Consider the following 26888-nt stretch of genomic DNA (forward strand, 5'->3'; position numbering starts at 1 on the left):
ACGCATGGCCCGGCTCCCGCTGCCGCCCGCCCGATCCGTCCTGGTCCGGCAGCTGAACCGTGCGCACGACGTGGTGACGGTCCAGCCCACGACCAGGCTGGTACGGATCTTCACCGCGCACGGCAGGCACCCCCAGCAGTGGAATTCGTTCCGCTACACCGGCCCGCTCCCGCACGGCCGCTTCGACCAGCAGCCGCCCGGCCGCGGCGGCGCCCCGGTCACCGACCCGGCGAACGGGGTGCTGTACTTCGGCCTCACCGTGCGCACGTCGGTTGCCGAGGTGTTCCAGACCAGCTCGACGGTCGACCGCCGCACCCGCGGCCCCCGGCTGGTCGTCGTCCGCCCGACGCGCCCGCTGCGCCTGCTCGACCTGACCGGCCTGTGGCCGACACGCGTCGGCGCGTCGCAGGAGATTTCGAGCGGGCCGAAGAAGCTGACGCAGGCGTGGGCCCGCGCGATCCGCGGCGCGTTCAGCGACCTCGACGGCCTCTGGTACCGCTCTTCGATGGACTCGGGCGACCCGGCGATCTGCCTGTGGGACCCGCCCGCGGGCGCGGCACTGCCGATCGCACCGGACGTGCTGCTGCCGCTGGACCACCCCGGCCTGGACGTCCCGCTGGGCCGCGTCTGCGAAGAGCTGAACTACACGCTGCTGAACTGACGCTCGAGCAGCGGCAGGATCGCCCGCAGGTCACCGGAATCGACGACGTGGGTCGCGGCCGCCCGGGCCGCCGGGGCCGCGTTGAACGCCACGCTCGTCCCGACGGCGGCGAACAGCGGCAGATCCGACCGGCTGTCCCCGACCGCGACGCACCGCTGCGGCGCCACACCGTGCGACCGCGCCTGCGCCAGCGCGAAGTCCCGCTTGCCGTACTCGTCGAGGTGCTGGGCGACGTCGCCGGTGTAGCGGTCCCCGTCGACGCCGGGCACCGGGCCGCAGAACGCGGCGAACCCGAAGCGCGCGGCGAGCATCCGCCCGACCGGTGCCCACGCGAGCGTGGTGAGGACCGGGCGGAGACGGTGGCCGTGGCACCACGCCACCGTCTCGGCGATCCCGTCGACCAGCGGCAGCGACGCCAGCCGGTCCTCCACTTCGGCCTCGGTGTGCCCGGCCCAGCCTCGGGCGTCGACGACCGAGGCCTCCTGGTTCGTCATCCGGCCCGCCGCGTATTCCGCTTCGGCCGCGCGGTTCTCGGCCGCGTGTCCCAGCGCCTCGGCCAGCCAGGCCCCGGAGCTGGTCCCGGGCACCAGCGTGCCGTCGACGTCGAAGCAGACCAGTCCCTCAGCCAAGAAGGTGCCTCGACCACCACTCGAGGACCGCTTCGAACCGCTGGACGCGGTGCCGCGGGCGGCCGGAACGGGTCAGCTCGTGGCCTTCGCCCGGGAACAGCAGGAACTCCGTGTCCGCGCCGGCCTGCTTCAGTGCCACGAACATCCGCTGCGCCTGCTCCAGCGGGCAGCGCCAGTCCTCCTCCGAATGCACCACCGCGAACGGGATCCGGATCTTCGCGGCGTGGGTCAGCGGGCTGCGGTCGCGCTGCACCTCGGGGTCGGTGCCGATGTAGGCCTCGACGAACGTGTAGCCGATGTCGGAGCTGCCGACCATCGAGTCCCAGGCGTTGACCGCGCGCTCGCTCCACGCGGCCTTGAACCGCTCGCCGTGGTGGGCGGCCAGCCAGCCCGTCATGAACCCGCCGTACGACCCGCCCATGATGCCGACGCGTGACGCGTCCAGGTCCGGCCGTTCGAGCGCCTTGTCCAGCAGCGCGAGGACGTCGTCGGCGTCGACCGTGCCGAAGCCGTAGGTGATCGCGTGGCCGTGCTGTTGCCCGTAGCCTGCCGACCCTCGCGGGTTGCCGAGGACCACCGCGTACCCCGCGGACGCGTACACCTGCGCTTCGTCGAAGACGGCCCAGTCCTGCTGGGCGAACGGCCCGCCGTGCACCACGCGCAGCACCGGGTGCGGGCCCTCGCCTTCGGGCAGCACCAGCCAGCCGTGCACCGGGTAGCCGTCGGGCGCGGTGGTCTCCAGCTCGATCATCGGCCGGATGCCCTTGTCCCGCAACGGCTTCGAGTAGTCCGTCAGCACCCGCGGCCCCTCGGCGCCGAGCAGCACGACCTCGCCGGACGACGTCGGCGTCGCGATGACCGCCGCGAGCACGTCGCCGTCCACCGCGAACGACCGGACCACCGTGCGGTCCGCGTAGACCACCGGCAGATCGGCCAGCGGGACGTCCTCAGCTCCGGCGGGCACCGCGCGCAGCTCCACCGCGCCGCGGTTGCGGACGGCCACCAGGACGTCGGCCTCGCGCGGGACCGGCGGGCCCGCTGCGGCCTCGCAGTCCACCGTCTCGATGTCGGTGAGCCGCCGGGCCTTCACCGGGCCGGCGCCGAAGGACGGCGTCGCCGCGAAGAGCCCGGTCGAGGCCGCTTCCCGGTGGTCCTCGAAGGACTGTCCGAAGTAGAACAGCGTGCCGTCGGGGCCGAACGCGGGCCGCTCGGAGAAACCGGGGCAGCGGACGACGACCTCGGGCGCGCCGCCCTCGGCGGAGATCGCGCAGATGTCCCGCACGTCGCTTTCGGCTGCGCCCCAGTCCGGGGGCGCAGTGAACACGATGCGGGTGCCGTCCGACGTCCAGACGGGGTGGGCGACGTCGAAGCCGTCGCCGGTCAGCGGCTCCGGGGACTCCACCGGCTCCAGCACGTCGAGGACGAACAGCCGCACCATGCGGTCCCGCAGGAACCCGATGTCGTCGATCCGGTAGTCCAGGCGCGTGATCCGCCGCGGCGCCTCGGCGGCGGGCTCGCGGACCACACCGCCCGCGTCCGGCGTGCCGTACCGGCCGGTTTCGGGCAGGCGCGCGGTGAACGCGATCCGCCGCGAATCCGGCGCCCACACCGGTTCGCCGGCGCCGAGCGGCAGCGACGTCAGGCGACGGGCCTCGCCGCCGTCCGACGGCATCACGTGCAGCTGCGGGCGGCCGTCCGCGCCCTGGCCGTCCCCCGCGCGGAGGAACGCCACCCAGCGCCCGTCCGGCGAGATCGCCGGGGCGGAGTCCCGTGGACCGTGCGTCCACGGGACCTCGCCGCCGTCGAGCGGCACGCGCCGCAGCGCGCTGTGCGGGGCGTCGGTCTCCAGGTCGGGGCGCTGCAGCGCGGTGATCAGCAGGTTCCCGCGCAGGGCGGGACGGCCGGGGACGAGCAGGGCTTCGATGTCGGCAGGGCGCACCCCTGCGACCGTACCCGACTTCGTTAGCGAAGCGAACTACTTACGCCGCGACTTCCTTCCGCTCGTCGCGGCGGGCCTTGGCCAGGCTGGCGACCGTGGTCACGGTGAGCACGACGACGATCACGCCGAGGGACACCCAGTTGTTGATGTCCAGCCAGTCCGGCACGACGTGGTACTCGTGCAACGCGTGCAGGAACAGCTTCGCCCCGATGAACGCGAGGATCACCGCGAGGCCGTAGCTGAGGTAGACCAGCTTCGTCACCAGGCCGCCGAGCAGGAAGTACAGCTGCCGCAGGCCCATCAGCGCGAACGCGTTCGCCGTGAAGACCAGGAACGCCTCCTGCGTGATGCCGAAGATCGCCGGGATGGAGTCGACCGCGAAGAGCAGGTCGGCCGAGCCGATGGCGACGATCACCAGCAGCATCGGCGTGATCATCCGCCTGCCGCCGATCTTCACCGTGTACCGGTGGCCGTGGTAGTCGTCGGTCACCGGCGCGAACCGGCGGACCTGCCGGGTGACGGCGTTCTCGTGGTACTCCTCTTCCTCGTCCTTGTTGCGCAGCATGCTGATCGCGGTCCAGACCAGCACCGCGCCGAAGAGGAAGAAGACCCACACGAACTGGGCGATCAGCGCGGCGCCGATGGCGATGAAGACGCTGCGCATGGCGAGCGCGAGCAGGATGCCGACCAGCAGCACGCGGTGCTGGTGGATGGCGGGCACCTTGAACGACGCCATGATGATCATGAAGATGAACAGGTTGTCCACGCTCAGCGAGTACTCGGTGATGTACCCGGTGAAGAACTCGACGCCAGGGTCGTGCCCGGCGAAGATCCACACGCCGATGCCGAAGACGATCGCGCACGAGATGTAGAAGATGACCCAGCGAGCCGCTTCCCCCGTGGTCACTTCGTGCGGCTTGCGATCGACGATGACCAGGTCCAGCGCGATGAGCGCGAGCAGGCCACCGACCGTGGCGATCCACAGCCACAGGGGGACAGTCATGGAACTCGAACCTCCGGATAGTGCGCATGAGCAACTAACCGGAGGTCTCTCCCGCCGGTGGAACCACCGGCCGACGGTGCCGGGGGCGCAGGGCCACCGTGCTGACGACACCGCCGCGAAGGAATACTCCCCTCACAGCCGTTCCAGTCTGCCGGTTACCCCCGCCCGAACGCCAGCGGGGATCGCGCACGTCACCGGGTTGGTCCTGTAATTTCGGTCACTTCGGTCCACCAGGCGGTCCGGGACGTGTGATCACTGTGAGGCGCCGGGGACACTCTCAGCAACGCTCGAATACCGTTCTGCCCGTGCCCCGACTTCCGCTTCCGCGCAGCCGCCGCGCCCGCCTCACGGCGACCGGCGCCGTCGTGGCGGTGCTCGCCGCCGCGACCGTCCTCTGGGTGGCGCGCGACCCGGCCCCGCCCGCCGTGCCCACCCAGGACGCGCTGATCGACCTGCCCGCCGCACCCGGCTCGGCGGAGCAGGTGAAGATCGACACGACCACCTACCTCCCGGCCACCGTGCCCGCGCCCGCGGTGCTGCTGGCCCACGGCTTCGGCGGCGACAAGAACAGCGTCGCCGACGACGCGCGCGAGCTGGCGCGCAAGGGCTTCGTCGTGCTGACGTGGTCCGCGCGCGGGTTCGGCCGCAGCACCGGCAAGATCGGGCTCAACGACCCGGACGGCGAGGTCGCCGACGCCAGCCGGCTGATCGACCGGCTCGTCGCGCTGCACCAGGTCACCACCGACGCCCATGGCGATCCCCAGGTCGCCGTCACCGGGGCCTCCTACGGCGGCGCGCTCGCGCTGCTGCTGGCGGGCACGGACAAGCGCGTCGACGCGGTCGCGCCGGTGATCACCTACAACGACCTGGCGCAGGGCCTGCTCCCGAACGCCGCCTCGACGGCGGAACCGGCCGCGGGCACCCCGGCGGCCGGGGCGTTCTCGCCCGACGGCGTGTTCAAGAAGAGCTGGGCAGGCATCTTCTTCTCGGCCGGTTCCGGCGCCGCGGCGAGTGGCTCGCCGTCGGCCGAAGCACCGGAAGCAGGCCAGGAGACCGACACGGGCTCGACCGGTGCCGGCGGGACGGCCGCGGCGGCGGCCGCAGGCTCCGCCGTCCCGCCGGGTGCGGGCGGTGCACGGGCAGGCGGGCCCGCCGACCCGTGCGGCCGGTTCACCGCCGCCGTCTGCCGCGCCTACACCGAGCTGGGCACCACCGGACGGGCGAGCCAGGCGAGCGTCGACCTGCTGCGGCGCGTCTCCCCCGCGTCCGTGACAGGCAAGATCACCGTGCCGACCCTGCTGGTGCAGGGCGAAAGCGACACCCTGTTCGGCCTCGACCAGTCCGACGCCACCGCCCGCCAGATCACCGCGGCGGGCGGCAAGGTCAGGACGATCTGGTACACCGGCGGCCACGACGGCGGGAAGCCGGGGCCGCAGCTGCGGGCCAAGATCGCCGACTTCCTGTGGACCGCGGTGCACGGCGGCGACCCGGGCACCGGGTTCAGCTACGACGTCCAGGGCACGTTGCGCGCCAACGGAACCCCGTCGGTCCGCACGGTCAACGCCGCAGCCTACCCCGGGCTGGCCACCCCGGCCACCGAGCGGCGGCTGCTGGCGCTGAGCGGGCCCGCGCAGCCGGTCGTGCGCCCGGCCGGCGCCAATCCCGCGGCGGTCAGCGGGATTCCGGGGCTCAACGGCGTCGCGAGCAGCTCGGCGCGGCTCGGCGTGCTGTTCAGCAACGACCCGCCGGGCCAGGCCGCGCAGTTCACCACGGCGCCGGTGGACGGCCAGGTCGTCGTGGCGGGCTCGTCGACCGTGCGGCTCCAGGTCGCCGCCGACCCGGCCCACCCGCAGCCGGACGCGGTGCTGTTCGCGAAGCTCTACGACGTCGGCCAGGACGGCTCGCGCGTGCTGCCTGCCAACGCGATCGCCCCGTTCCGGGTGAGCGGGCTGCCCGCCGACGGCACGCCGGTCGAGGTCACCGTGACGCTGCCGGGCATCGTCCGGCCGATCGAGGGCGGGCATGCGCTGCGGCTGGTCGTCGGCACCACCGACCAGGGCTATGCCGCCCCGGCCGCGCCCGCGGTGTTCCGGATCGGGCTCGCCGGCGGCACCGCGCTGGCCGTCCCGGTCGTGCCCGGCACGGCCGTCGGGGCGCCGGCGCCTGCCGGGCAGCTGATCGGCATCGGCTTGACGCTCGCGATCGGCGTGGCCGTGGCGCTCTTCGCCGCGCTGCGCCGCCGCCGGGCCACCGACGCCGATCCCGAGCTGGCCGACACCCCGCTGGTCATCGAGGGGCTGCGCAAGCAGTACGCGGGCGGGTTCGTCGCGGTGAAGGACCTGTCGTTCCGCGTCGAGCCGGGCCAGGTGCTCGGCCTGCTCGGGCCGAACGGCGCGGGCAAGACCACCACGCTGCGGATGCTGATGGGCCTGATCACGCCGACCGCGGGCAGCATCCGCGTGTTCGGGCACAAGATCGCCCCCGGCGCGCCGGTGCTCTCGCGCATCGGCTCGTTCGTCGAGGGTTCCGGGTTCCTGCCGCACCTGTCCGGCCGGGCGAACCTCGAGCTGTACTGGGCGTCGACCGGGCGCCCGGCCGAGCAGGCGCACTTCGCCGAAGCACTGGAGATCGCCGGGCTCGGCACGGCGGTCGAGCGCCGCGTGCGGACCTACAGCCAGGGCATGCGGCAGCGGCTGGCGATCGCGCAGGCCATGCTCGGCCTGCCGGAGCTGATGGTGCTCGACGAACCGACCAACGGGCTCGACCCGCCCCAGATCCACCAGATGCGCGAGGTGCTGAAGCGGTACGCCGCGACCGGCCGCACCGTGGTGGTGTCCAGCCACCTGCTGGCCGAGGTCGAGCAGACCTGCACGCACGTCGTGGTCATGCACCGCGGCTCGCTGGTCGCCGCGAGTGAGGTCGGCGAGCTGGCCGCGGCAGGCGGCGAGGCGACGTTCCGGGTCGACGACCCGGCGGCGGCCGCCGCGGCGCTGAAGGCGCTCAGCGGCGTCACCGACGTCGACGTGGACGGCGAGCTCGTGCACGCGAACCTCGGCGTGCTGCCCCGTGCCGAAGGCGTGGCCGCGCTGGTCCGCGCCGGTGTCGCGGTGGAGCAGGCCGGGCCCCGGCGCCGTCTGGAAGACGCGTTCCTGCAACTGGTCGGAGATGAGTCGTGAGCAATCCCGGTGTGCACACCGATCCGCACGCGCTGGACGAGCTGTCCGACGTCGCCTCGGCCGAGCACGCCGGCGTCGGGCCGGACGGCGCGGTCGCGGGCTACTCCGCACGGCGGACGCTGCGCCTCGGCGTCGAGCTGCGGCGCCAGCTCAAGCGGCGGCGCACGCAGTTCCTGCTCGGGTTCGTCGCGATCCTGCCGTTCATCCTGGTGCTCGCGTTCCAGCTCGGGCAGTCGAACCCGAACCGGCGCAGCGGCGGGTTCGTCGACCTGGCCACGGCGTCGGCGCCGAACTTCGTCGTGCTGGCGTTGTTCGTGTCCGGGACGTTCCTGCTGCCGATGATCGTCGCGCTGTTCTTCGGCGACACCATCGCGAGCGAGGCGTCGTGGTCGAGCCTGAAGTACCTGCTGGCCGTCCCGGTGCCGCGGCAGCGGGTGCTGCGGCAGAAGGCGATCGTGTCCGGGCTGCTGTCGGCGTTCGCGCTCGTCCTGCTGCCGGTGGTGTCGCTCGGCGTCGGGGTGCTCTGGTACGGCGCGGGCGACGCGATCAGCCCGACCGGCGACGCGGTGTCCTTCGGCGACAGCCTCCTGGCCATCGGGCTGTCCACTGTGTACATCATCCTGCAGCTGGCCTGGGTGGCCGGGCTCGCGCTGGCGCTGAGCGTGTCGACCGACGCCCCGCTCGGCGCGGTCGGCGGCGCGGTGCTGGCGGCGATCCTGTCGCAGATCCTCGACCAGATCACGGCGCTGGAGGGGCTGCGCAACTACCTGCCGACGCACTACGCGTTCGCCTGGATGGACCTCATCTCGACCGACGTCGACTGGACCAACCTGGCGAGCGGCATGCTGTCGGCGGCGATCTACGGGACGGTGTTCTTCCTCTACGCCGGACGGAGGTTCGCCCGCAAGGACATCACGAGCTGAACCCGGTACCGTCGGGCTCGTGCCGATCATCCTGGACAGCCATGACGACGTCGCCGTGCTGCGGATCGACCACGGCGGCGGCAACACCCTCGACACGGAGTCCTGCCGCCAGCTGGTGCTGCGGATGGAGGAGGCCGAGTCCGCGCGGGCGCTGGTGCTGACCGGCACCGGCGGCATCTTCTGCGCGGGCGTCGACCTCAAGCGCGTCCGTGACGGCGGCGCGGCCTACGTGTCGGAGTTCCTGCCGCTGCTGTCGGACGCGCTGCTGGCGGTGTTCGGCTGCCCGCGCCCAGTGGTCGCGGCGCTGAACGGGCACGCGATCGCCGGCGGCGCGGTGCTGGCCGCGGCGTGCGACCACCGCGTGCTCGGGCGCGGCACGATCGGCGTCACCGAGCTGCTGGCCGGGCTGCCGTTCCCGCTGGCGGCGCTGGAGATCCTCCGCTGCGCGTACGGCACGACGCCGTTGCCGTCGCTCACCTACTCGGGGGAAACCCGCGGCGGCGAAGAGGCGCTGGCGCACGGGCTGGTGGACGAGCTGGTACCTCCGGAGGAGGTGCTGGAGCGGGCGATCGGTGTCGCGGCCCGGCTGGGCGCACTGCCCGCCGAGCCGTTCGCCCACACCAAGGCCCAGATCCGCCAGCCGTTCCACGAGCGGATCGCCGAATACCGCCACTCCGACGACCCGCAGGTGGAACGCCTGTGGCGGTCGCCGGAGGCACTCGCCGCCGTCCGGTCCTATGTGGACAGGGTGCTGCGCTAGGCGTGCACGCCGCTTTCGGCGAGGGCCTTGATGCCCTCGACGGTCTTCTGCATGTTGGCCTGCAGCTCGCCGAGCCGCATCGCGACGATCTCGTCCTCGTGCTCGGGCATCGAACCGATGATCTCGGTCAGGTTGGACGGGCCCGGCCCGATCTGCGCCCACTGGCGCAGGAGCGTGCCTTCGCCGTCCGGGACCAGCTCGAAGCGCCACGACGCGGCCGGGTTGGTCACGTCCATCACGGCCCAGGCGAACAGCCGCCCTGGCTCGTAGCCGGTCACGGTCGAGATCGTCTCCCACTCCCCGGCGACGGGGTGGGAGTTACGGCCGCGGAACTGGGCGCCGAGGCCGGGCTCGGCGCCGTCGACCCAGCCGCCGCCCTGGAACTCGCTCGAGAACCGGGCGGGCAGGTCGACGTCCAGCAGCCAGGACCAGACCTCGGACGGCGGCGCGGCGATGCGGACCTCGACCTGGGTGGTGGGACAGTCGGAAACCTTCATGGGCGGACCCCTCGCTCGTGCCGGTGTCTTCGGCTTCGGACCGTACGTCGCCGCTGATCAGGCGGACAACTCGGACAATGCCCGTGCCTGCGCACGCCGGAGGACGCCGCCCCCGGTGGGGCGGGCACCCGCCGAAAGTCGGTTCCTGACCGATTCTGCGCCCGGACAGCCGATTGCCGTCACCGGCCGGTTCTGTGAGGGTCCCACGGAGGGCTCGGTGAGCCGGGGAGGGTGTTTCGATGCGCAGACTGTTCACCGCTTGTGCGGTCCTGCTCGCACTGGCCGGCCTGGCCCCGGCGGCCGCCGCGGCGCCCGACATCCGGGCCGCCCTGCAGCGGATCCCGGGCCTGACGATCGTGTCGGAGGACCCGGCACCGGCCGGATTCCGGTTCTTCAAGCTGACCTACACCCAGCCTGCCGACCACCGGAACCCCGGCGCGGGAACGTTCCAGCAGCGGTTCACGTTGCTGCACCGCGACTTCACGGCCCCGACGGTCGCCTTCACGAGCGGCTACAACGTGAGCAGCTCCCCGAACCGCTCGGAGCCGACGCAGATCGTCAACGGAAACCAGCTGTCGATGGAGTACCGCTACTTCACGCCTTCGCGGCCGGAGCCGGAGAACTGGGCGAAGCAGCTGACGATCTGGCAGGCGGCCGCGGACGAGCACCGCGCGGTGCAGGCGTTCAAGGCGATCTACCCGGGCAAGTGGCTGGCAACGGGCGGCAGCAAGGGCGGCATGACCGCAACGTATTTCCGGCGGTTCTACCCCGACGACGTCGACGCGACGATCCCGTATGTGGCACCCAACGACGTCATCGACCCGGTGGACGTCTACAACCGGTTCCTGTCCCGGGTGGGCAACGACCCGGCCTGCCGAGCCGCCCTGAAGGCAATCCAGCGCGACGCCCTGAAGCGACGCGACGAACTGGGCGCAATCGCGGCGGCGGACGCGGCCAAGCGCGGCCTGACGTTCTCGATCGTCGGCTCGCTCGACAAGTCCCTCGAGATCTCGGTGATCGACTCGTATTTCGCGTTCTGGCAATACCAGACCCAGGCGGACTGCGCAACGGTCCCACCCGCAGGCGCCCCGGCGGCGGACGTCTACGCGTGGTACGAGAAGGTGGAGAGCCTCAACACGTATTCCGACCAGGACCTGGAGCGGTACATCCCGTACTACTACCAGGCGGCGGTCCAGCTGGGATCCCCCGAGGCGTACGACGGGTATTTGCGCGACCTGCTCCGCTACCCGGGCGCGGACCAGCCGAAGACGTTCGTGCCGTCATCGATCCGCCTGCCACACTTCGACTACCTGGCCATGCCGGACATCGACTTCTGGGTGAAGTCCCGCGGAACCCGCCTGCTGTTCGTGTACGGCTCGAACGACCCATGGGGAGCAGAGCCATTCGAGCTGGGCTTCGGCAGTAAGGATTCCTACCGCTACTACGTCCAGGGCGGCAACCACGGATCAAAGATCGCCCAGCTAACCCCAGCCGAGGCGGCAGAGGCCACGGCAACGATCCGCCGCTGGGCAGGCCTCCCACCGGCAACAACGCTGACGGCAAGGAGCACCCCGGCAGGCTTCCCGGACTTCGACACGGACATGACCCTCGCGGCACGGCCACGGCTGTGACGTCGGTTCCGGGACGGTTCGGCAGTCTTCGTACGGCGTAGGTGGCGGTCCGGCCTCCCCGGACCGCCGCCTTGCGGGCTGGAAGGGTTTCGCCCGCCACCGCCTGTTGCCGTGCCAAGAGCCGACGAAGGCGAGGACGGCCGCAGGGCGCGCAGCACCGCCTCACCGCGGCCGGGGCCTGTTCGGACTCGGCAGCAAGCCAAGCTGGGACGCGCCCAGGCCAGCAGCGGGCCAGTCTCGGGCACGTCCAGGCTCGACAGCAGGCCCGCCGAGGCGAGACCTGGCCCAGCAGCGGGCCGTCCCAGGCCGCGCAGCAAGCCAACCCGGGCCGCATCCGGGCTCGGCAACAAGCCTGCCTCTGCCGCCCCCTCCCCCCCTCCCCTCGGCCAACCCGGCCCACCCCAGCGGACCGGCTGCTCTCCTACTTGATGCCGGCTGCGTCCATTCCCCTCAGCTCCTTCTTCAGGTCCGCGATCTCGTCGCGCAGGCGGGCCGCCAGTTCGAACTGGAGGTCGCGGGCCGCCTGCATCATCTGGTCGGTCATCTGCTGGATCAGGTCTGCCAGCTGCGCGCGGGGCATGGCCGAAACGTTCTTGTCGACCAGCATTCCCGAGCTGCGCACCCGGTCGCCCTGCTCGGGCTTCTTGCCGCGTGATGCGTTGCGGCCCGAACCGCCCACCGAGACCTGCTCGGTGTCCTCGGCTTCGCTGTAGACGCGGTCGAGGATGTCGGCGATCTTCTTCCGCAGCGGCTGCGGGTCGACGCCGCGCTCCTTGTTGTAGGCGATCTGCTTCTCGCGGCGGCGGTCCGTCTCGTCGATCGCGTGCTGCATCGACTCGGTGATCTTGTCCGCGTACATGTGGACTTCGCCCGAGACGTTTCGCGCCGCGCGGCCGATCGTCTGGATCAGCGACGTCCCGCTCCGGAGGAAGCCTTCCTTGTCCGCGTCGAGGATCGCCACCAGCGACACCTCGGGCAGGTCGAGGCCTTCGCGCAGCAGGTTGATGCCGACCAGCACGTCGAAGTCGCCCGCCCGCAGCTGCCGCAGCAGCTCGACCCGGCGCAGCGTGTCGACCTCCGAGTGCAGGTACCGCACCCGGATGCCCAGCTCCAGCAGGTAGTCGGTGAGGTCCTCGGCCATCTTCTTGGTGAGCGTGGTGACCAGGACCCGCTCGTCCTTGTCCGCCCGCTCCCGGATCTCGTGCACCAGGTCGTCGATCTGGCCCTCGGTCGGCTTCACGACCACCTTCGGGTCGACCAGGCCGGTCGGGCGGATGACCTGCTCGACGAACTCCCCGCCGGCCTGGCCCATCTCGTACGGCCCCGGCGTCGCCGACAGGTACACCGTCTGGCCGATCCGGTCGGTGAACTCCTCCCAGGTCAGCGGCCGGTTGTCGACCGCGCTCGGCAGGCGGAAGCCGTACTCGACCAGGTTCCGCTTCCGCGACATGTCGCCTTCGTACATGCCGCCGATCTGCGGGACCGTCTGGTGCGACTCGTCGATGACCAGCAGGAAGTCTTCCGGGAAGTAGTCGATCAGGGTCGCCGGCGCCGAGCCCGGCCCGCGGCCGTCGATGTGCCGCGAGTAGTTCTCGATGCCCGAGCAGAACCCGACCTGGCGCATCATCTCGATGTCGTAGGCCGTGCGCATCCGCAGCCGCTGCGCTTCCAGCAGCTTGCCCTGCTTCTCCAGCTCGGCGAGCCGCTCCTCCAGTTCCTGCTCGATGCCCTGGATCGCCTTTTCCATCCGCTCCGGGCCGGCGACGTAGTGCGTGGCCGGGAAGATCCGGACCTCGTCGACCTCCTTGACGATGTCCCCGGTCAGCGGGTGCAGGTAGTACAGCTTCTCGATCTCGTCACCGAAGAACTCGACGCGGATCGCCAGCTCCTCGTACGCGGGGATGATCTCGACCGTGTCCCCGCGCGCGCGGAAGGTGCCGCGCGCGAAGGCGATGTCGTTGCGCGTGTACTGGACGTCGACCAGTGCCCGCAGGAAGACGTCGCGGTCGAGCTGCATGCCGACCTTGAGCTTCGTCGACCGGTCCAGGTACGACTGCGGCGTGCCCAGGCCGTAGATGCAGGAGACACTGGCGACCACGATGACGTCCCGGCGCGAGAGCAGGTTCATCGTCGCCGAGTGCCGCAGCCGCTCGACGTCGTCGTTGATCGACGAGTCCTTCTCGATGTAGGTGTCCGTCTGCGCGATGTACGCCTCGGGCTGGTAGTAGTCGTAGTAGCTGACGAAGTACTCGACAGCGTTGTGCGGGAACAGCTCGCGCAGCTCGTTCGCCAGCTGCGCGGCCAGGGTCTTGTTCGGCGCCATGACCAGCGTCGGCCGCTGGACGCGCTCGATCAGCCACGCCGTCGTCGCCGACTTGCCGGTACCGGTGGCGCCCAGCAGCACGACGTGTTTCTCGCCCGCCTTGATCCGGCGTTCGAGCTCGTCGATGGCCGCCGGCTGGTCACCGGCGGGCTGGTAGTCACTGACCACCTCGAACCGGCCGCCGGTCCGCGGAATCTCCGAGACGGGCCGGAAGTCGGACTGGGCGAGCACGGGGTGTTCGGTTGCGAAAGCCACGTCGACCAGAGTAGGCCCCACCACCGACAATTTCCGTCGGGCCTGGTCAGCGGGGGTTCGGTGGGGTCAGCAGCTGCAGTCACAGCAGGAGCAGCAGTCGCAGCAGCCACTGTCGCAGCCACCGCAGTCGCACCAGCTGGTGGGCTGGGGCTCGCCGCTCCACGGTCCGGGATAGGGATCCCGGCAGCAGAACTGGCAGGTGCAGCACATGTAGGGCACGAGCGCGCAGCCCACGAAGAAGTTCCGCTTCTTCGGCGGGACGGCGAACTTCGGGTACCAGAGGCCGCCACCCTTGCCGTGGAGCGGCTCGGAGCCGAAGGGATCGTCCGGGCCGCCGGGGCCTCCTGGGCCGCCGGGGCCACCCGGCCCGCCAGGGCCGCCAGGACCACCTGGACCGCCAGGGCCAGCCGGACCATCGGGCCCACCTGGACCACCCGGTCCGCCAGGGCCACGCCCGCCAGGACCACCGGGCCCACCCGGACCACCGGGGCCACCCCCGCCTGGCCCGGGAGCGCCCGGAGGCGGCACCGGCCCGGGCGGCGGAAAGCCGGGCCGAGAACCCGGCACCTGGTACGGATCGCGCTGGGGCACCGGCCCGCCCGGCCCCGGCGGCATCCAGTGCGGATGCTGTTGCGGGGTCGGCCCCGGGCCGATCCATCCCGGCGGCGGTTGCTGACCGTCGAGGCCGCCCAGTGCCTGGGGACCGTGTCCGGTGAACTCGCCATGCGCCCGGCCCTGGTGCCTGGAACAGCCGTCCGGGCTCCGGCCGTCGAGGCCGTCGTCCCCAGAGAGGCCCCCACGACCGGCCATCCCATGTCCGAAGGCCCGCCGCACCGCTTGGCGCAGCTCGTGGACCAGCAGGGCGTGGACCAGCCGTGGATCGGCGAACTCCACCTCCCGCAGGGCCAGCTCCACCCCCAGCACCGCGTCGTCGCACAGCCGGCGGGCCTCCGCCACGCTCGTCCCGGTTGCCGACAGCGGGTTCCATGCCCCCGCCGCCGCGTCCGTTGCGTGGTCCTCGACCGCGTCCAGCAGGTGTGCCACCCGGCCGAACAAACGGCCTGCCTCGGCCAGCGGTGCCGCGTTGCCCGGACGGCCTGCCAGCTCCGCCGTGCGCGCGAACGCTGCCGCCGTCGCCAGCTCGGCCGGCTCGGTCGCCAGCAGCGCCGAGTCGCCCGGGCGCAGGGAGCGCTCTAGGGAAGCCTGCCGGTCGACGGCTTCGGTGAGGACCGTCGTGTCGAAGCCGATCCGGCCGCCCGTGCGGGCGCCCTGGCCTGCCCAGCGGGCCGCGATCCGGCGGGCGGCCGCCGCCACCGGGCGCCTGCCGAACGCGCCGTCGGCGTCCTCGACGTGGTCGCCGACCTTCGCCGCCGCCAGCACCAGGGACACCGCCGCGGCCAGCTGGGCTCCCTCGCCGCGGGCCACCGACGCCGTCCGCATGCCCCGCAGCGGGCACGGGCCCGCGTCGCGCCGTCCGTCCGCGCGGGGCGTCTGGGCCTCGACCAGGACGGAGATGATCAGCCCGTCGTAGTTGGTGACGACGCGGGCCAGCTGGCCGTGCTCGTCACGCAGGGTGAGGCACAGCCCGCACAGGTGCGCCATCCAGTCGGCGTGCAGGCCGGCGGACAGCCGGTGGCGGCACGGCCTGATGATCCCGAACATCCCCGGATTCCCCCTCGGCTCCCCCGGTCGTCGGCGCACTTTAGCCCGAACGTGTGGCAGGCGAGACGGGAGTACGCGATTCGTGACCGGCCCGGCAGGATGACCGCATGGCCGCACTGCACCCGCCGAAGGTCGAGGTCTTCGACACGTCCGCGCGCGCGAACATCGACCCCAAGGGCATCGTCCGGGAGGTCGAGGAGTACCGGGAGGAACCGTTCGGCCTCTACCTCGCCCGCCCGGCACCCGGCCGCCCCCAGTTCCACTACCTCGAATCGTGGCTGGTGCCCGGGCTCGGCCTCCGCTTCACCGACTTCTGGTTCTCCCCCGGCCACGAGCGCGACCAGGACTTCTACCTCGACGTCGTCCGGGTCCGCCGCGACGGCCCGCGCTGGACCGCCACCGACCTCTACGTCGACCTCGTGCTCAAGGACAAGGTGTCGCTGCAGGTGATCGACACCGACGAGCTGCTCGAAGCCCACGCCGCGGGCCTGGTCACCGCCGGGGACGCCGAGTACGCGCTCCGGACGACCTACGCCGCGGTGGAGGGCCTGGCCGCGCACGGCTACGACCTCGCCGCCTGGCTGTCTACCGAGGACATCACGCTAACCTGGCGCCGCCACCCGTAGCGTCCTCCGAAGGGAGGACCTGATCCGGACCGTTCTGATGACGCGCCCGAGGGCCCCGCCCCGCGATCCTCGATGCATGACCCCGACAGCGCTCATCGAGACCGGTGGCAGGCCGGCCATCGGAAAGCTCGCGGCGGCCCCGGTGGCCGCCGTGGCCGTGCTGATGGCGGTTCCGCTGCTGCTCACGGCGAACCGGTACGGCTACTTCGGCGACGAGCTGTACTTCCTGGCCGCCGGGCGGCACCTCGCCTGGGGCTACGTCGACCAGCCACCGCTGCTGCCCCTGCTGGCCAGGGCCATGGACGCGCTCGGGCACTCGCCGTTCGTGCTGCGGATCCCGGCACTGCTCGCGATGCTCGGCGGGGTCGTCCTGACCGCACTGATCGCGCGGGAACTGGGTGGCCGGGCCAAGGCACAGACACTGGCCGCCGCGGCGTTCGCCGTGTCGACGCAGTTCGTGGCGAGCGGGCACTACCTCGCGACGTCCACAGTGGACCCGTTCCTCTGGACGCTCCTGCTGTGGCTGCTGGTCCGCTGGGTGCGCACCCGGGCCGACGGCCTGCTCGTCTGGGCAGGCGTGGTGACGGCGGTGGCGCTCTACACGAAGTTCCTCGTCGGTGCCTTCTGGCTCGCCGCCGGGGTCGCGGTCCTCGCCTGCGGGCCACGGGACCTGCTGCGCCGTCCGGCACTGTGGCTCGGCGCCGCGATCGCCGGGCTCGCGCTGGTGCCGACGCTCGTCTGGCAGGCCACGCACGGCTGGCCCCAGCTGGGCATGGGGGCGGCCATCTCGGCCGAGGTCGGCGACAGCTGGAGCGCGCGGCTGACGTTCGTGCCGACGGCGCTGGTCGCCGCCGGGCTGCCGGTCGGCGCCGTCCTGCTGGGGTACGGCCTGTGGCGGTTGCTGCGCAGCCGCGAGCTGCGCTTCCTCGGCTGGACGACGCTGCTGCTGACCGCGGCGTTCGTGGCGGCGAGCGGCCGGTTCTACTACGTCGCCGGGATGTTCCCGGTGTGCTGGGCGATGGCCGCAGTCGCGCTCGAACGCGGCGAGGCGGCCCGCTGGTGGCGCTGGGTGACGCTGTGGCCGTACTACGCGCTGACGCTGCTGCTCGCCCTGCCCCTCGGGCTGCCGGTCTGGCCACGGTCGTGGCTGACCGAGCACCCGTCGCTGCCCACGCCGGTCTTCGCGTTCGCCGAGATCGGCTCGCCGGAGGCCGCCCGGTCGGTCGCGGACGCGTTCGCGCGGCTGCCCGGTCCGGAGCGCACCGCGGTCGTCACCGAGACGTACTGGCAGGCCTGTGCGCTCGACCGGTACGGCCGCGACCTCGGCCTGCCGGAGCCGGCCAGCGGCAACCGCGGCTACGCGACCCTGGTCGTGCCCCCGGAAACGGCGACGGACGTGCTGTTCGTCGGGGCCGATCCACGGCCGCTGTCCCGGCACTTCACCGGCCTGCAGCAGGTCGGGCGGGTGGACACGGGCGAGGCGAAACCGAGCTACTTCGACGGCGTGCCGCTGTGGCTGGCGACCGGGCGCACCACCCCGTGGTCCGCGCTGTGGCCGGGGCTGGTCAACACCCATATGTGAGCCGCGTCGTCCACGCGGTGGCGTCGCGCCGGGGCACGTAGGGTGCGGGAGGACCCGGCGCCGAAGAGGAACAGGAGCACGATGGACGCCGTAGCCACGGCACCGGTGAAGGCCCGGCTGGCCCCGTTCGCCCGGCTGCCGGTGGCCCTGCTCGCGACGGGCACGGCCGTGGCCCTGCTGCTCACCGCCGGCCGGTACGGCTACTTCGGCGACGAGCTGTACTTCCTCGCCGCCGCCAAGCACCTGGCCTGGGGCTACGCCGACCAGCCGCCGCTGGTGCCCGCCCTGGCCTGGGCGATGAACACGCTCGCCCCGGGTTCGCTGGTGGTGTTCCGGCTGCCCGCGATCGCCGCGACGGCCGCCGGGGTCGTCGTCACCGCGCTGATCGCCCGTGAGCTGGGTGGGCAGCGGAAGGCACAGGCCCGCGCCGCGGCCGCGTACGCGATCTGCGGGCAGTTCGTGGGCAGCGGGCACTACCTGGCGACCTCGACCGTCGACCCGCTGCTGTGGACGCTCGTGCTGTGGCTGCTGGTCCGCTGGGTCCGCACCCGCGACGACGCCCTGCTGGTCTGGCTCGGCGTCGTGACGGCGGTGGCGCTCAACGGCAAGCTGCTCATCGGCGCGTTCTGGGTGGTGGCCGGGCTCGCGGTGCTCGCGTTCGGCCCGCGCGAGCTGCTGCGCCGTCCCCGGCTGTGGCTGGGCGCGCTGATCGCGGCGGTCTCGCTGGTGCCCACGCTCCTGTGGCAGCGCGCGAACGGCTGGCCGCAGCTGGCCATGGGGGACGCCGTCGGGGCCGAGGTCGACGCCGCGGGCGGCCGGGCGAGCTTCGTCCCGAACCTGCTGGCCGGGGCCGGCTGGGTGATCGGCGCGCTCGGTGTGCTCTACGGCCTGGCCGTGCTGCTCGGAAGCAGGCAGCTGCGGCCGTACCGGTTCCTCGGGTGGACGGCACTGGGAGTCGTCGCGGTCTTCCTGATCGCGAACGGGCGGTACTACTACGCGGCCGGGATGTTCGGCGTCCTGTGGGCGGCCGCCGCCGTGCACCTGGAAGCGCGCGAACCTGCCCGCTGGTGGCGCTGGGTGCCGACCTGGCCGGTGTTCGTGCTGTCGGCGCTGTTCAGCCTGCCGTTCACGCTGCCGGTCTGGCCCGCGCACTGGCTCGTCGACCACCCAGGCGCGCCGCGGCCCGCGTACGCCGCCGAGGAGATCGGCTGGCCGGATCTCGCCGACGACGTCGCCGCGCTGTACCGGACCGCACCGCCGGGCACGGCGATCGTCACCGGCGGCTACTGGCAGGCGGGCGCGCTCGGCCGGTACGGACCCGAGCGCGGCCTGCCCGAGGCGTACAGCCCGAGCCGCGGGTTCTGGTACTTCGGCCGTCCGGACGACACCGCAGGCAGCGTGCTCTTCGTCGGCTACGACCCGTCGAAGCTGGCGAAGTACTTCGGCGACACGAGGATCGTGGGGCAGGTCGGCAACCGGCTCGGCGTGCGCAACGCGAGCGAGCACATGCCGGTCTGGCAGCTGACCGGCCGGACGGCGAGCTGGGCCGAGATCTGGCCGCGGCTGAAGGACATGCGGGCCTAGGGCGTCCAGCCGGTGGCCGCGGCCCACTTCTCCGCGCGGGCGAACACGCCGTTCACCCACTCCTGCTTCTCGTAGGCGTAGGCCTCGACCGTGCCGTCGGCGGCGTGCGCGGCCGCCAGGCGCAGCTTCACGTCGCGGTAGTCGTCACGCTCGGCGGCGTTCGCGCGCAGGAAGTCGCGGAACAGCAGCGCGAGCCGCCACGCGGGCGTCTCCAGGGACCGGACGTGCAGGTTGACCGCGCGCCGCGGGTCGGCGCCGACGTGCAGGCGCTTGGGCCACGTGCCGCCGCCGTCCTGGGCGTCGTCCAGCCAGTCGCCGTCCAGCCGCGGGAAACCGGCGTCGCCCAGCAGCTCCTTCAGCGTGTCCGCGTCGTCCAAAGTGGACACCGTCAGCTGGAGGTCGAGGATGTCCTTGGCCGGCAGGCCGGGCACGGCCGTCGACCCGATGTGGTCGGCGCGCACGCCCAGCTCCCCCGCCGCCGCCCGGACGCGGGCAAGCACGCGCTCGGCCTGGGCCGGCCACGTGAGGTCGTACTCGGCGATCTCCGGCGACCTCGGCGGCCGCGGACGGCGCAGCCGGACGTTCGCCTCGAACGGCACCAGCCGGTCCGCCCACAGCGCGTCGACCTCGGCGAGCACGACGTCCTCGGCGCCACCGTTGTCGAGCCAGACGTCCGCGACGGCCCGGCGCTGCTCGGTGCTCGCCTGCGCCCGGATCCGCGCCCGCGCGTCGTCCTCGGCCATGCCGCGCGCCGACACCAGCCGCCGCACGCGCACCTCGACCGGCGCGTCGACCACCACGACCAGGTGATACGCAGTGGCCAGGCCGTTCTCGACCAGCAGCGGGATGTCGTGGACGATGACCGCGTCCGGCCGCGCGGCGGCCATCAGCTCCCCGGTACGGGCGCCGACCAGCGGGTGCACGATCGCGTTCAGCCGGCGCCGCGACTCGTCGTCGGCGAACGCCTTCGCCGCGAGCGCGGGCCGGTCGAGCGAGCCGTCCGCGGCCAGGATGCCTGGCCCGAACTCCTCGACCAGCCGGGCCAGCCCCTCGGTGCCGGGTTCGACGACCTCCCGCGCGATCCGGTCGGAGTCCACCAGCACCGCCCCGTGTTCGGCGAGCCGGTTCGCCACGGTCGACTTCCCGGCGCCGATCCCACCCGTCAACCCCACGCGCAACATGCCGATCACCCTAGTCACGCGGACGCCGGCGGCCCGCCGCGGGCGGCGGTCCAGCAAGTGCACACGAACGGGCGACTCACAACCCGTTCGTGACGCGTGACTCAACCGATATCCGGACACGCCGCGTTGCTTACCCACATCCCCGCGCCCGAGTGCGTACGGTGCGCGCGTCAAGGGTCGCCCACGCGGAGGAAAGATGGCGGTCAGCAAGCACGTCGGGAGGCACCGGCTCGGCACGCCGGGGCTGGTGCACTGCGTTCTCCACCGCCCGGTGGCCGACGCGCTGGCGGACTACCGGCGAACCTGGCTGAGCGCCCTGCTCGTCCCGGCCAAGCACAGCTTCGCGGGCCTGCGCCGCAAGGCCCGCGCCGCCGCGCTCGAACGCATCTGGGTCCCGGCCGTCGGCACCCCCGGCCCGGCCACGGCGACGGTGCGCGCCGCCTGACCGGCGGCGCTCGGCGTCCGGCGCACCGGGCACCGCTCGGCTTGACCTGCGGCGCTCAATGACCCGTCTCGCGCGTCTCGATCAGGACCTCCGACGACAACGTCCGGCGCACCGCGCACTGCCAGCCTGACCGGCGGGCGCTCAACGTCCGGTTCACCGGGCACCGCTCGGCCTGAGCGGCGGCCCTCAACGCCCCGCTTCGCGCGTCTCGATCACAATCTCCGACGACAACGTCCGGTGCACCGGGCACTTGTCGGCGATGGCCATCAGCTTGGCGCGCTGGTCGTCGTCGAGGTTGCCGTCGAGGTGGATCTCGCGGGTGATGCGGCTGAGCATGCCACGCTCCGTTTCACACCTCTCGCAGTCCTGCGCGTGGATGCGGTCGTGGCGCAGCCGGACGGTCGCGCGGGTCAGCGGGATGCCCTTGCGGTCCGCGTACATCCGCAGCGTGATCGCCGTGCACGAACCGAGCGAGGCGAGCAGCAGCTCGTACGGGTTCGGGCCCGCGTCCGCCCCGCCGGCCGTCACCGGTTCGTCGACAAGCATTGTGTGGGTCGTCGTGGTGATCTGCTGGGTGTAGGTGCCGTCGCCACTCGCCGTGACGATGACCGTGCCGGGCTCGGGGTGGTCCATGCTTGCCGGTCCTCGCTCGGTTGTGCTGAGGGGAATGCGCATTCCCAAAGACGGTGCGGATATCGTATCTTCGGCTGCGGGTAAGGGGGTGCACCGTGGCCACCAGGCACTTGTCGATGCGCCCGGCCGAGCAGGACAGCCGAGAGCGCTACCTCGACGCGGCACTGTCCGTGTTGCTCGACCGGGGCGTCCCGGGCCTTACGGTGCGCGGCGTCGCGGAGGCGGCGGGCGCGTCGACGCTGTCGGTGTACGCCCGCTTCGGCGGCCGCGCCGGGCTGCTCGACGCGCTGTACGAGCGCACCTTCGACTCGCTGCGGGAGCTGCTGGAGAGCCTCCCGCCGGCGACTGAGGACGGCATTGCGGACCTGCTGCACCTGGCGCTGGAATACCGGTCGTTCGCCCGGGAGAGCCCGGTCCGCTACTCGCTGATGTTCGAGCGGCCGGTGCCCGGCTTCGACCCGGATCCGGCGCTGCGGTCGGCGGTGCTGCGGACGACGTTCACGCTGTTCATCGCCCGGGTCGAGCGGGTGTGCCCGCCGGACGCCGACGCGCGTGCCGCCGCGTACCAGCTGTGGACGACCATGCACGGCCTGGTCGGCGCGGAGCTGATGCTCGCGTCGCGGACGCCGCTGCCGGACTGGTTCATCCCGCCCACCGAAGAGGCGAACGAGGAGATGTACCGCCGCGGCGTCAGCGCGATGATGGCGGGCCTGGGCCTGCGCAACCGCTGACCCCCGCGGCAACCACGGCGCCGCACCGACGAAAACGAGCCCCCGGTCCACAACGGACCGGGGGCTCGTTCGTTCAGCTCAGCGAGCTAGCGCTCACGCACCGCCGGAGAGCTTCTCGCGGAGCGCCGCGAGCTGCTCGTCGGAGGCGAGGGTGCCACCGCTGCTCTTCGTGTCGGCCGGGGCCGAGGTGTAGCTTTCCGCGCCACCCTCGATGCCGGTCGCCGCGTCGGCAGCCGCTTCCGCGTCGGCCTCGACGGCCTTCGCGACCTGCTTCATGTGGGCCTCGTAGCGCTGGTGGGCCTCCGCGTACTGCTTCTCCCACTCCTCACGCTGCTTCTCGAAGCCTTCCTGCCACTCCTGGGTGTCCGGGTCGAAGCCTTCGGGGTAGATGTAGTTGCCCTCGGCGTCGTACTCGGCGGCCATGCCGTACTGGGTCGGGTCGAACTCGGTGTCCGGCGTGACACCCTCGTTCGCCTGCTTCAGCGACAGCGAGATGCGACGGCGCTCGAGGTCGATGTCGATGACCTTGACCATGACGTCGCCGTTGACCTGGACGACCTGCTCGGGGATCTCGACGTGGCGCTCGGCCAGCTCCGAGATGTGGACCAGGCCCTCGATGCCCTCTTCGACGCGGACGAACGCACCGAACGGAACCAGCTTGGTGACCTTGCCCGGCACGATCTGGCCGATCGCGTGGGTGCGGGCGAACTGGCGCCACGGGTCTTCCTGGGTCGCCTTCAGCGACAGCGAGACGCGCTCGCGGTCCATGTCGACGTCCAGGACCTCGACCGTGACCTCCTGGCCGACCTCGACGACCTCGGACGGGTGGTCGATGTGCTTCCAGGACAGCTCGGAGACGTGCACCAGGCCGTCGACGCCACCCAGGTCCACGAAGGCACCGAAGTTGACGATGGACGACACGACACCCTTGCGGACCTGGCCCTTGGCGAGCGCGTTGAGGAACTCGCTGCGCACCTCGGACTGGGTCTGCTCCAGGTAGGCACGGCGGGACAGGACCACGTTGTTGCGGTTCTTGTCCAGCTCGATGATCTTCGCCTCGAGCTCGCGGCCCACGTACGGCTGCAGGTCGCGCACGCGGCGCATCTCGACCAGGGACGCGGGGAGGAAGCCGCGCAGGCCGATGTCCAGGATGAGGCCGCCCTTGACGACCTCGATGACGGTGCCCTTGACGGGCTCGTCCTTCTCCTTGAGCTCCTCGATCGTGCCCCAGGCGCGCTCGTACTGCGCACGCTTCTTGGACAGGATCAGACGGCCTTCCTTGTCCTCCTTCTGGAGAACCAGGGCTTCGACCTCATCGCCGACGGTGACAACCTCAGCCGGGTCGACATCGTGCTTGATGGAGAGCTCACGCGAGGGGATGACACCCTCGGTCTTGTAGCCGATGTCGAGCAGGACCTCGTCGCGGTCGACCTTGACGATCGTGCCTTCGACGATGTCGCCATCGTTGAAGTACTTGATCGTCTTGTCGATCGCCGCGAGGAAGTCTTCCTCCGACCCGATGTCGTTGATGGCGACCTGCTGAGGCCCGGTGGGGGCGGTCGGGGCGGTGGCGGTGTCGGTGGTCATTAGGCGGGTTGCTCCGGTGGATGGGAATCGAGGGTTGGCAGTTGTCGGCGCGATGGGTGCATGCGACGACCCTGCGAGCAAACGTCCATCCTGTGAACGACCGCGGCATGACCCGCATACGGTGCGCGACCCGAGTCCCAACCAGAAGCTGAGCGGAAGGCAGCGCGAACCCACTGCGCTAACACGTATCCTACGCGGCAGTCGCCAGGCGGCACAATCAGGGTCCCCCTCGATCGCTAAGGTCCTCGCGGAAGCAAACCGCAGGCACCAGGACGCAGGGACCGGAGACACCATCATGCCACCGGAACAGGGGCGCCACGACGCCGCCGAGCACCGGCTGGGCACCGCCGCGGTCGCCTATCGCGAGGTCGGCGGGGCCGAGGCCGCGGCGGCGAACCTGGCGTGGTGGGACGCCGACGCCGACGACTACCAGGCCGAGCACGGCGGCTTCCTCGGCGACGCCGACTTCGTCTGGTGCCCCGAGGGCGTGCGCGAGGCCGACGCGCGGCTGCTGGGCGACGTCCGCGGCAAGCGCGTGCTGGAGGTCGGCTGCGGGCAGGCCGCGTGCTCGCGCTGGCTGGCGGCCGAGGGCGCCGACGCCGTGGCGACCGACCTCTCCGCCGGGATGCTGCGCCACGCGCGGGCGGGCAACGAGCGCACCGGTGTCGCCGTGCCGCTGGTGCAGGCCAACGCCGAGTACCTGCCGCTGGCCTCGGGCAGCTTCGACGCGGCCTGCTCGGCGTTCGGCGCGATCCCGTTCGTGGCCTCGGTGGACGCGGTCTTCGCCGAGGTGCACCGGGTGCTGCGGCCGGGCGCGCCGTGGGTGTTCTCGGTGACTCACCCGATGCGGTGGATCTTCCCCGACGACCCGGGCCCGCAGGGGCTGACCGTGACCCAGCCGTACTTCGACCGCACGCCCTACGTCGAGGTCGACGACGAGGGCGTCGCCACCTACGTCGAGTACCACCACACCCTCGGCGACTACGTGCGCGCGCTCGCCGCGGCCGGGTTCACGCTCACCGACCTGATCGAGCCGGAGTGGCCGGAGGGGCACACGCGGGTCTGGGGCCAGTGGAGCCCGTTGCGCGGCAAGCTCTTCCCCGGCACCGCGATCTTCCGCACGCACCGCTCGTGAACCCGCTGGAAGAGCAGCAGAACGCGCGGTTCGCCGCGCTGGACCCGCTGCTCCCGCCGATCGCGGCCCCGCCGTCGCCGTCGAGCGAGCCGCTGCTGGTGACCGCGGGCGGGCGGCCCGCCGGCGGCCTGCTGACCCACGCCGTGCACGCGCCGGGGTCGTGGCCCGCGCTGTGGGGGCCGTCGGAGATCCGGGACCTGACCGCGGTGCCGGGCGACAGCGGCGCGGCGGGGCTGGCCGCGCTGCTCGACGCGTGGCGCGACCGGCTGCGCGGGACGCCGTCCACTGCGGACTCCGGGTGCACGCTGACCTGGCCGAGCCGCGACGCCGAGGCGTCGGCGGTGCTGCTCGCGCACGGGTTCGCGCCGATGACGTGCCTGGCGGTGCGGCTCCCGGACCCGCCCGCCGGGCCGGGGCCGTCGCGGGTGACCGTCCGCCGGGCCGTCGAGGGCGACGCCGAAGCGCTGACCGAGCTGCGGCTGGCGGAGTGGCGCTACACCTGCCTGGTGGGCACCGCGGTGCCGCGGCCGGGTGCCAGGGAGCTGCTGCGCGCGGAGGTCGCCCGCGCCCTGCGGTTCAGCGGGCTGGTCTGGCTCGCCGAGGACGACGGCGTTCCTGCCGGCATGGCCGCGTGCGCGCTGGTCTCGCCCGCGCCCGGCGACAGCGTCCACGGGCGGCTGCTGCCGGGACGCTGGGGGTACGTCGACACGCTGTCGGTCGCGCCCGCGGCGCGCGGCGGCGGCGTGGGCCGGGCGCTGATGGCGGTGGCGCACCGCGAGCTGCTCGGGCACGGCGTGCGCGGTACGTTCCTGTTCTACCACCCGGCGAACCCGCTTTCGCCGGTGTTCTGGCACCGGCAGGGTTATCGTCCACTGTGGACCATGTGGATCCGGCGCCCGGCCTGGTCCTGACCACTGCCTCCAGGGGGAACCATGGACATCGCCGAGCCCCTGCTCGCGGCGCACCGGGCCCGCTTCGCCGCGATCGACCCGCTGCTGCCGCCGGCGGCGCCGCCCGCCGACGGCGAGCGCTTCGACGTCGCGACCGCGGACGGCACGCAGGTCACCGGCGTGCTGCAGCGGCAGCGGTTCGCGCCCGGCGACGTCCCGATGCTGTGGTCGGCCGCCGACACCTGGCAGCTCTTCCCGTACTTCGGCGACACCGGCACCGCGGGCGTGGACCTGCTGCTGCGGGCGCTGAAGGCCCGGCTCGAGACCGAGGAGACCGGCGCCGACTCGGCGTGCGTCGTCTTCTGGCCGAGCCGGGACGCCGAAGCCATCCGCGCCTTCCTCGACCACGGCCTCGTCCCGCTCACCGCGCTGGGCGTGCGGACCGCTCCCCCGCCGGAGGCGGAGCCGGGGATCACCGTCCGCCGCGCCGGGCCTTCGGACTACGAGACCGCGCTGCGGCTGGCCGAGGCGACGTTCGGCTACACCGGGCTGGTGGCCTCGCCGCGCCGGGAGAACACCGCCGAGCTGCTGGGGCCCGGCCTGCGGCAGGCTCTCGCCGCGGAGGAGCCCGCCGTCTGGCTGGCCGAGGAGGACGGCGAAGCCCGCGCGCTGGCGCACTGCGCGTGGGAGGACGTGGCCGCCGGGACCGAGGCGGCGGAACTGCTGCTGCCCGGGCGCTGGGGGTATGTGAACAACGTCGTGACCGTGCCGGGCGAGCGCGGCGGCGGCTTCGGGCGGGCCCTGATGAGCCACGTGCACCGGGAGCTGCACCGCGGGGGCGCCACCCGCACGTTCCTCTACTACAACCCCACCAACCCGCTGTCCTCGGTGTTCTGGCACCGGCAGGGTTACCGTCCACTGTGGACCAGCTGGGAGGTGCGCCCGGCGTCGGCCCTCCGATGAATCACTCGCCAGTGTGACGTGCGTCCGGTGATCTTGCTGCCGCCCGCCGCGGGGACTAGCTTTTGAACTGAC

22 protein-coding genes are annotated in these 26888 nt (G+C 72.4%); 13 read left to right on the top strand and 9 right to left on the bottom strand.

The genetic code is table 11. The features are described 5' to 3' along the window. Positions 1-4 precede the first annotated feature (4 nt). Positions 5-661, top strand: coding sequence for an RES family NAD+ phosphorylase (locus ABJI51_RS39140; protein WP_348956211.1), 657 nt, complete (start codon positions 5-7; stop codon positions 659-661). On the opposite strand, the gene ABJI51_RS39145 is transcribed toward ABJI51_RS39140, so the two are convergent. From ABJI51_RS39145 to ABJI51_RS39155, 3 genes are read right to left on the bottom strand one after another with little or no spacing between them, the layout of a single operon-like run. Further along, positions 643-1290, bottom strand: a complete 648-nt coding sequence (locus ABJI51_RS39145; protein ID WP_348956212.1) for an HAD family hydrolase — start codon at positions 1288-1290, stop codon at positions 643-645. The genes ABJI51_RS39140 and ABJI51_RS39145 overlap by 19 nt on opposite strands. Further along, positions 1283-3229: a S9 family peptidase gene (locus ABJI51_RS39150; RefSeq protein ID WP_348956213.1), complete on the bottom strand. Its 1947-nt coding sequence runs from the start codon at positions 3227-3229 to the stop codon at positions 1283-1285. Before ABJI51_RS39150 ends, ABJI51_RS39145 begins: the two co-directional genes overlap by 8 nt. A 40-nt stretch (positions 3230-3269) precedes the next feature. Further along, complete coding sequence (locus ABJI51_RS39155; RefSeq protein ID WP_348956214.1) at positions 3270-4232, bottom strand: TerC family protein; 963 nt, start codon at positions 4230-4232, stop codon at positions 3270-3272. Positions 4233-4537: 305 nt separating this feature from the next. Between ABJI51_RS39155 and ABJI51_RS39160 the strand changes: the two genes are divergently transcribed. From ABJI51_RS39160 to ABJI51_RS39170, 3 genes are read left to right on the top strand one after another with little or no spacing between them, the layout of a single operon-like run. Continuing rightward, positions 4538-7408: an alpha/beta fold hydrolase gene (locus ABJI51_RS39160; protein WP_348956215.1), complete on the top strand. Its 2871-nt coding sequence runs from the start codon at positions 4538-4540 to the stop codon at positions 7406-7408. Next, positions 7405-8331 carry an ABC transporter permease gene (locus tag ABJI51_RS39165; protein WP_348956216.1) on the top strand — a complete coding sequence of 309 codons (927 nt, stop codon included), beginning with the start codon at positions 7405-7407 and terminating at the stop codon, positions 8329-8331. The genes ABJI51_RS39160 and ABJI51_RS39165 overlap by 4 nt, the downstream gene beginning before the upstream one ends. A gap of 19 nt (positions 8332-8350) precedes the next feature. After that, positions 8351-9091, top strand: coding sequence for an enoyl-CoA hydratase/isomerase family protein (locus ABJI51_RS39170; protein WP_348956217.1), 741 nt, complete (start codon positions 8351-8353; stop codon positions 9089-9091). Here ABJI51_RS39170 and ABJI51_RS39175 read toward each other — a convergent pair. After that, entirely contained in the window at positions 9088-9588 is a 501-nt protein-coding gene (locus ABJI51_RS39175) for an SRPBCC family protein (protein WP_348956218.1), read from the bottom strand. The genes ABJI51_RS39170 and ABJI51_RS39175 overlap by 4 nt on opposite strands. A gap of 239 nt (positions 9589-9827) precedes the next feature. On the opposite strand from ABJI51_RS39175, the gene ABJI51_RS39180 reads away from it, so the two are divergent. Next, a complete protein-coding gene (locus ABJI51_RS39180; RefSeq protein WP_348956219.1) occupies positions 9828-11219 on the top strand; it encodes a S28 family serine protease in 1392 nt (463 codons plus the stop codon). 421 nt (positions 11220-11640) lie between these two features. On the opposite strand, the gene uvrB is transcribed toward ABJI51_RS39180, so the two are convergent. After that, positions 11641-13797, bottom strand: coding sequence for an excinuclease ABC subunit UvrB (gene uvrB, locus ABJI51_RS39185; protein WP_348956220.1), 2157 nt, complete (start codon positions 13795-13797; stop codon positions 11641-11643). 66 nt (positions 13798-13863) lie between these two features. Then, complete coding sequence (locus ABJI51_RS39190) at positions 13864-15459, bottom strand: DUF5685 family protein (protein ID WP_348956221.1); 1596 nt, start codon at positions 15457-15459, stop codon at positions 13864-13866. Positions 15460-15566: 107 nt separating this feature from the next. On the opposite strand from ABJI51_RS39190, the gene ABJI51_RS39195 reads away from it, so the two are divergent. The 3 genes from ABJI51_RS39195 (at position 15567) to ABJI51_RS39205 (ending at position 19251) form a co-directional block, all read left to right on the top strand. Beyond that, positions 15567-16085, top strand: a complete 519-nt coding sequence (locus ABJI51_RS39195; protein WP_348956222.1) for a ribonuclease FAU-1 family protein — start codon at positions 15567-15569, stop codon at positions 16083-16085. 76 nt (positions 16086-16161) lie between these two features. Then, a complete protein-coding gene (locus ABJI51_RS39200) occupies positions 16162-17667 on the top strand; it encodes an ArnT family glycosyltransferase (protein WP_348956223.1) in 1506 nt (501 codons plus the stop codon). An 81-nt stretch (positions 17668-17748) separates the two neighbouring features. Next, entirely contained in the window at positions 17749-19251 is a 1503-nt protein-coding gene (locus ABJI51_RS39205) for an ArnT family glycosyltransferase (RefSeq protein WP_348956224.1), read from the top strand. Here ABJI51_RS39205 and coaE read toward each other — a convergent pair. Then, a complete protein-coding gene (coaE, locus tag ABJI51_RS39210) occupies positions 19248-20432 on the bottom strand; it encodes a dephospho-CoA kinase (protein ID WP_348956225.1) in 1185 nt (394 codons plus the stop codon). The genes ABJI51_RS39205 and coaE overlap by 4 nt on opposite strands. Positions 20433-20628: 196 nt before the next feature. On the opposite strand from coaE, the gene ABJI51_RS39215 reads away from it, so the two are divergent. Then, the gene (locus tag ABJI51_RS39215) at positions 20629-20877 is read left to right on the top strand and encodes a hypothetical protein (protein ID WP_348956226.1); all 249 of its coding nucleotides are present in this window, start codon (positions 20629-20631) and stop codon (positions 20875-20877) included. Positions 20878-21063: 186 nt separating this feature from the next. On the opposite strand, the gene ABJI51_RS39220 is transcribed toward ABJI51_RS39215, so the two are convergent. Next, the gene (locus ABJI51_RS39220; RefSeq protein WP_348956227.1) at positions 21064-21510 is read right to left on the bottom strand and encodes an OsmC family protein; all 447 of its coding nucleotides are present in this window, start codon (positions 21508-21510) and stop codon (positions 21064-21066) included. 116 nt (positions 21511-21626) lie between these two features. Between ABJI51_RS39220 and ABJI51_RS39225 the strand changes: the two genes are divergently transcribed. Next, positions 21627-22241, top strand: coding sequence for a TetR/AcrR family transcriptional regulator (locus ABJI51_RS39225; protein WP_348956346.1), 615 nt, complete (start codon positions 21627-21629; stop codon positions 22239-22241). 93 nt (positions 22242-22334) lie between these two features. Here the strand turns inward: ABJI51_RS39225 and rpsA are convergent, their stop codons facing one another. Next, the gene (rpsA, locus tag ABJI51_RS39230; protein ID WP_348956228.1) at positions 22335-23828 is read right to left on the bottom strand and encodes a 30S ribosomal protein S1; all 1494 of its coding nucleotides are present in this window, start codon (positions 23826-23828) and stop codon (positions 22335-22337) included. A 295-nt stretch (positions 23829-24123) separates the two neighbouring features. Between rpsA and ABJI51_RS39235 the strand changes: the two genes are divergently transcribed. From ABJI51_RS39235 to ABJI51_RS39245, 3 genes are read left to right on the top strand one after another with little or no spacing between them, the layout of a single operon-like run. Then, a complete protein-coding gene (locus ABJI51_RS39235) occupies positions 24124-24963 on the top strand; it encodes a class I SAM-dependent methyltransferase (protein ID WP_348956229.1) in 840 nt (279 codons plus the stop codon). Next, positions 24960-25874 carry a GNAT family N-acetyltransferase gene (locus ABJI51_RS39240; protein ID WP_348956230.1) on the top strand — a complete coding sequence of 305 codons (915 nt, stop codon included), beginning with the start codon at positions 24960-24962 and terminating at the stop codon, positions 25872-25874. The genes ABJI51_RS39235 and ABJI51_RS39240 overlap by 4 nt, the downstream gene beginning before the upstream one ends. A gap of 21 nt (positions 25875-25895) precedes the next feature. Further along, the gene (locus ABJI51_RS39245) at positions 25896-26816 is read left to right on the top strand and encodes a GNAT family N-acetyltransferase (RefSeq protein ID WP_348956231.1); all 921 of its coding nucleotides are present in this window, start codon (positions 25896-25898) and stop codon (positions 26814-26816) included. Positions 26817-26888 lie beyond the last annotated feature (72 nt).

This window comes from Amycolatopsis melonis (assembly GCF_040064235.1).
Lineage (GTDB): Bacteria > Actinomycetota > Actinomycetes > Mycobacteriales > Pseudonocardiaceae > Amycolatopsis > Amycolatopsis melonis.

Excerpts from the sequence above, each read along its gene's own strand:
- ABJI51_RS39140 (WP_348956211.1), top strand. The coding sequence starts at position 5 with ATGGCCCGGCTCCCGCTGCCGCCCGCCCGATCCGTCCTGGTCCGGCAG.
- ABJI51_RS39155 (WP_348956214.1), bottom strand. The coding sequence starts at position 4,232 with ATGACTGTCCCCCTGTGGCTGTGGATCGCCACGGTCGGTGGCCTGCTC.
- ABJI51_RS39175 (WP_348956218.1), bottom strand. The coding sequence starts at position 9,588 with ATGAAGGTTTCCGACTGTCCCACCACCCAGGTCGAGGTCCGCATCGCC.
- ABJI51_RS39180 (WP_348956219.1), top strand. The coding sequence starts at position 9,828 with ATGCGCAGACTGTTCACCGCTTGTGCGGTCCTGCTCGCACTGGCCGGC.
- ABJI51_RS39190 (WP_348956221.1), bottom strand. The coding sequence starts at position 15,459 with ATGTTCGGGATCATCAGGCCGTGCCGCCACCGGCTGTCCGCCGGCCTG.
- ABJI51_RS39195 (WP_348956222.1), top strand. The coding sequence starts at position 15,567 with ATGGCCGCACTGCACCCGCCGAAGGTCGAGGTCTTCGACACGTCCGCG.
- ABJI51_RS39200 (WP_348956223.1), top strand. The coding sequence starts at position 16,162 with ATGACCCCGACAGCGCTCATCGAGACCGGTGGCAGGCCGGCCATCGGA.
- ABJI51_RS39205 (WP_348956224.1), top strand. The coding sequence starts at position 17,749 with ATGGACGCCGTAGCCACGGCACCGGTGAAGGCCCGGCTGGCCCCGTTC.
- coaE (WP_348956225.1), bottom strand. The coding sequence starts at position 20,432 with ATGTTGCGCGTGGGGTTGACGGGTGGGATCGGCGCCGGGAAGTCGACC.
- ABJI51_RS39215 (WP_348956226.1), top strand. The coding sequence starts at position 20,629 with ATGGCGGTCAGCAAGCACGTCGGGAGGCACCGGCTCGGCACGCCGGGG.
- ABJI51_RS39220 (WP_348956227.1), bottom strand. The coding sequence starts at position 21,510 with ATGGACCACCCCGAGCCCGGCACGGTCATCGTCACGGCGAGTGGCGAC.
- ABJI51_RS39225 (WP_348956346.1), top strand. The coding sequence starts at position 21,627 with ATGCGCCCGGCCGAGCAGGACAGCCGAGAGCGCTACCTCGACGCGGCA.
- rpsA (WP_348956228.1), bottom strand. The coding sequence starts at position 23,828 with ATGACCACCGACACCGCCACCGCCCCGACCGCCCCCACCGGGCCTCAG.
- ABJI51_RS39235 (WP_348956229.1), top strand. The coding sequence starts at position 24,124 with ATGCCACCGGAACAGGGGCGCCACGACGCCGCCGAGCACCGGCTGGGC.
- ABJI51_RS39245 (WP_348956231.1), top strand. The coding sequence starts at position 25,896 with ATGGACATCGCCGAGCCCCTGCTCGCGGCGCACCGGGCCCGCTTCGCC.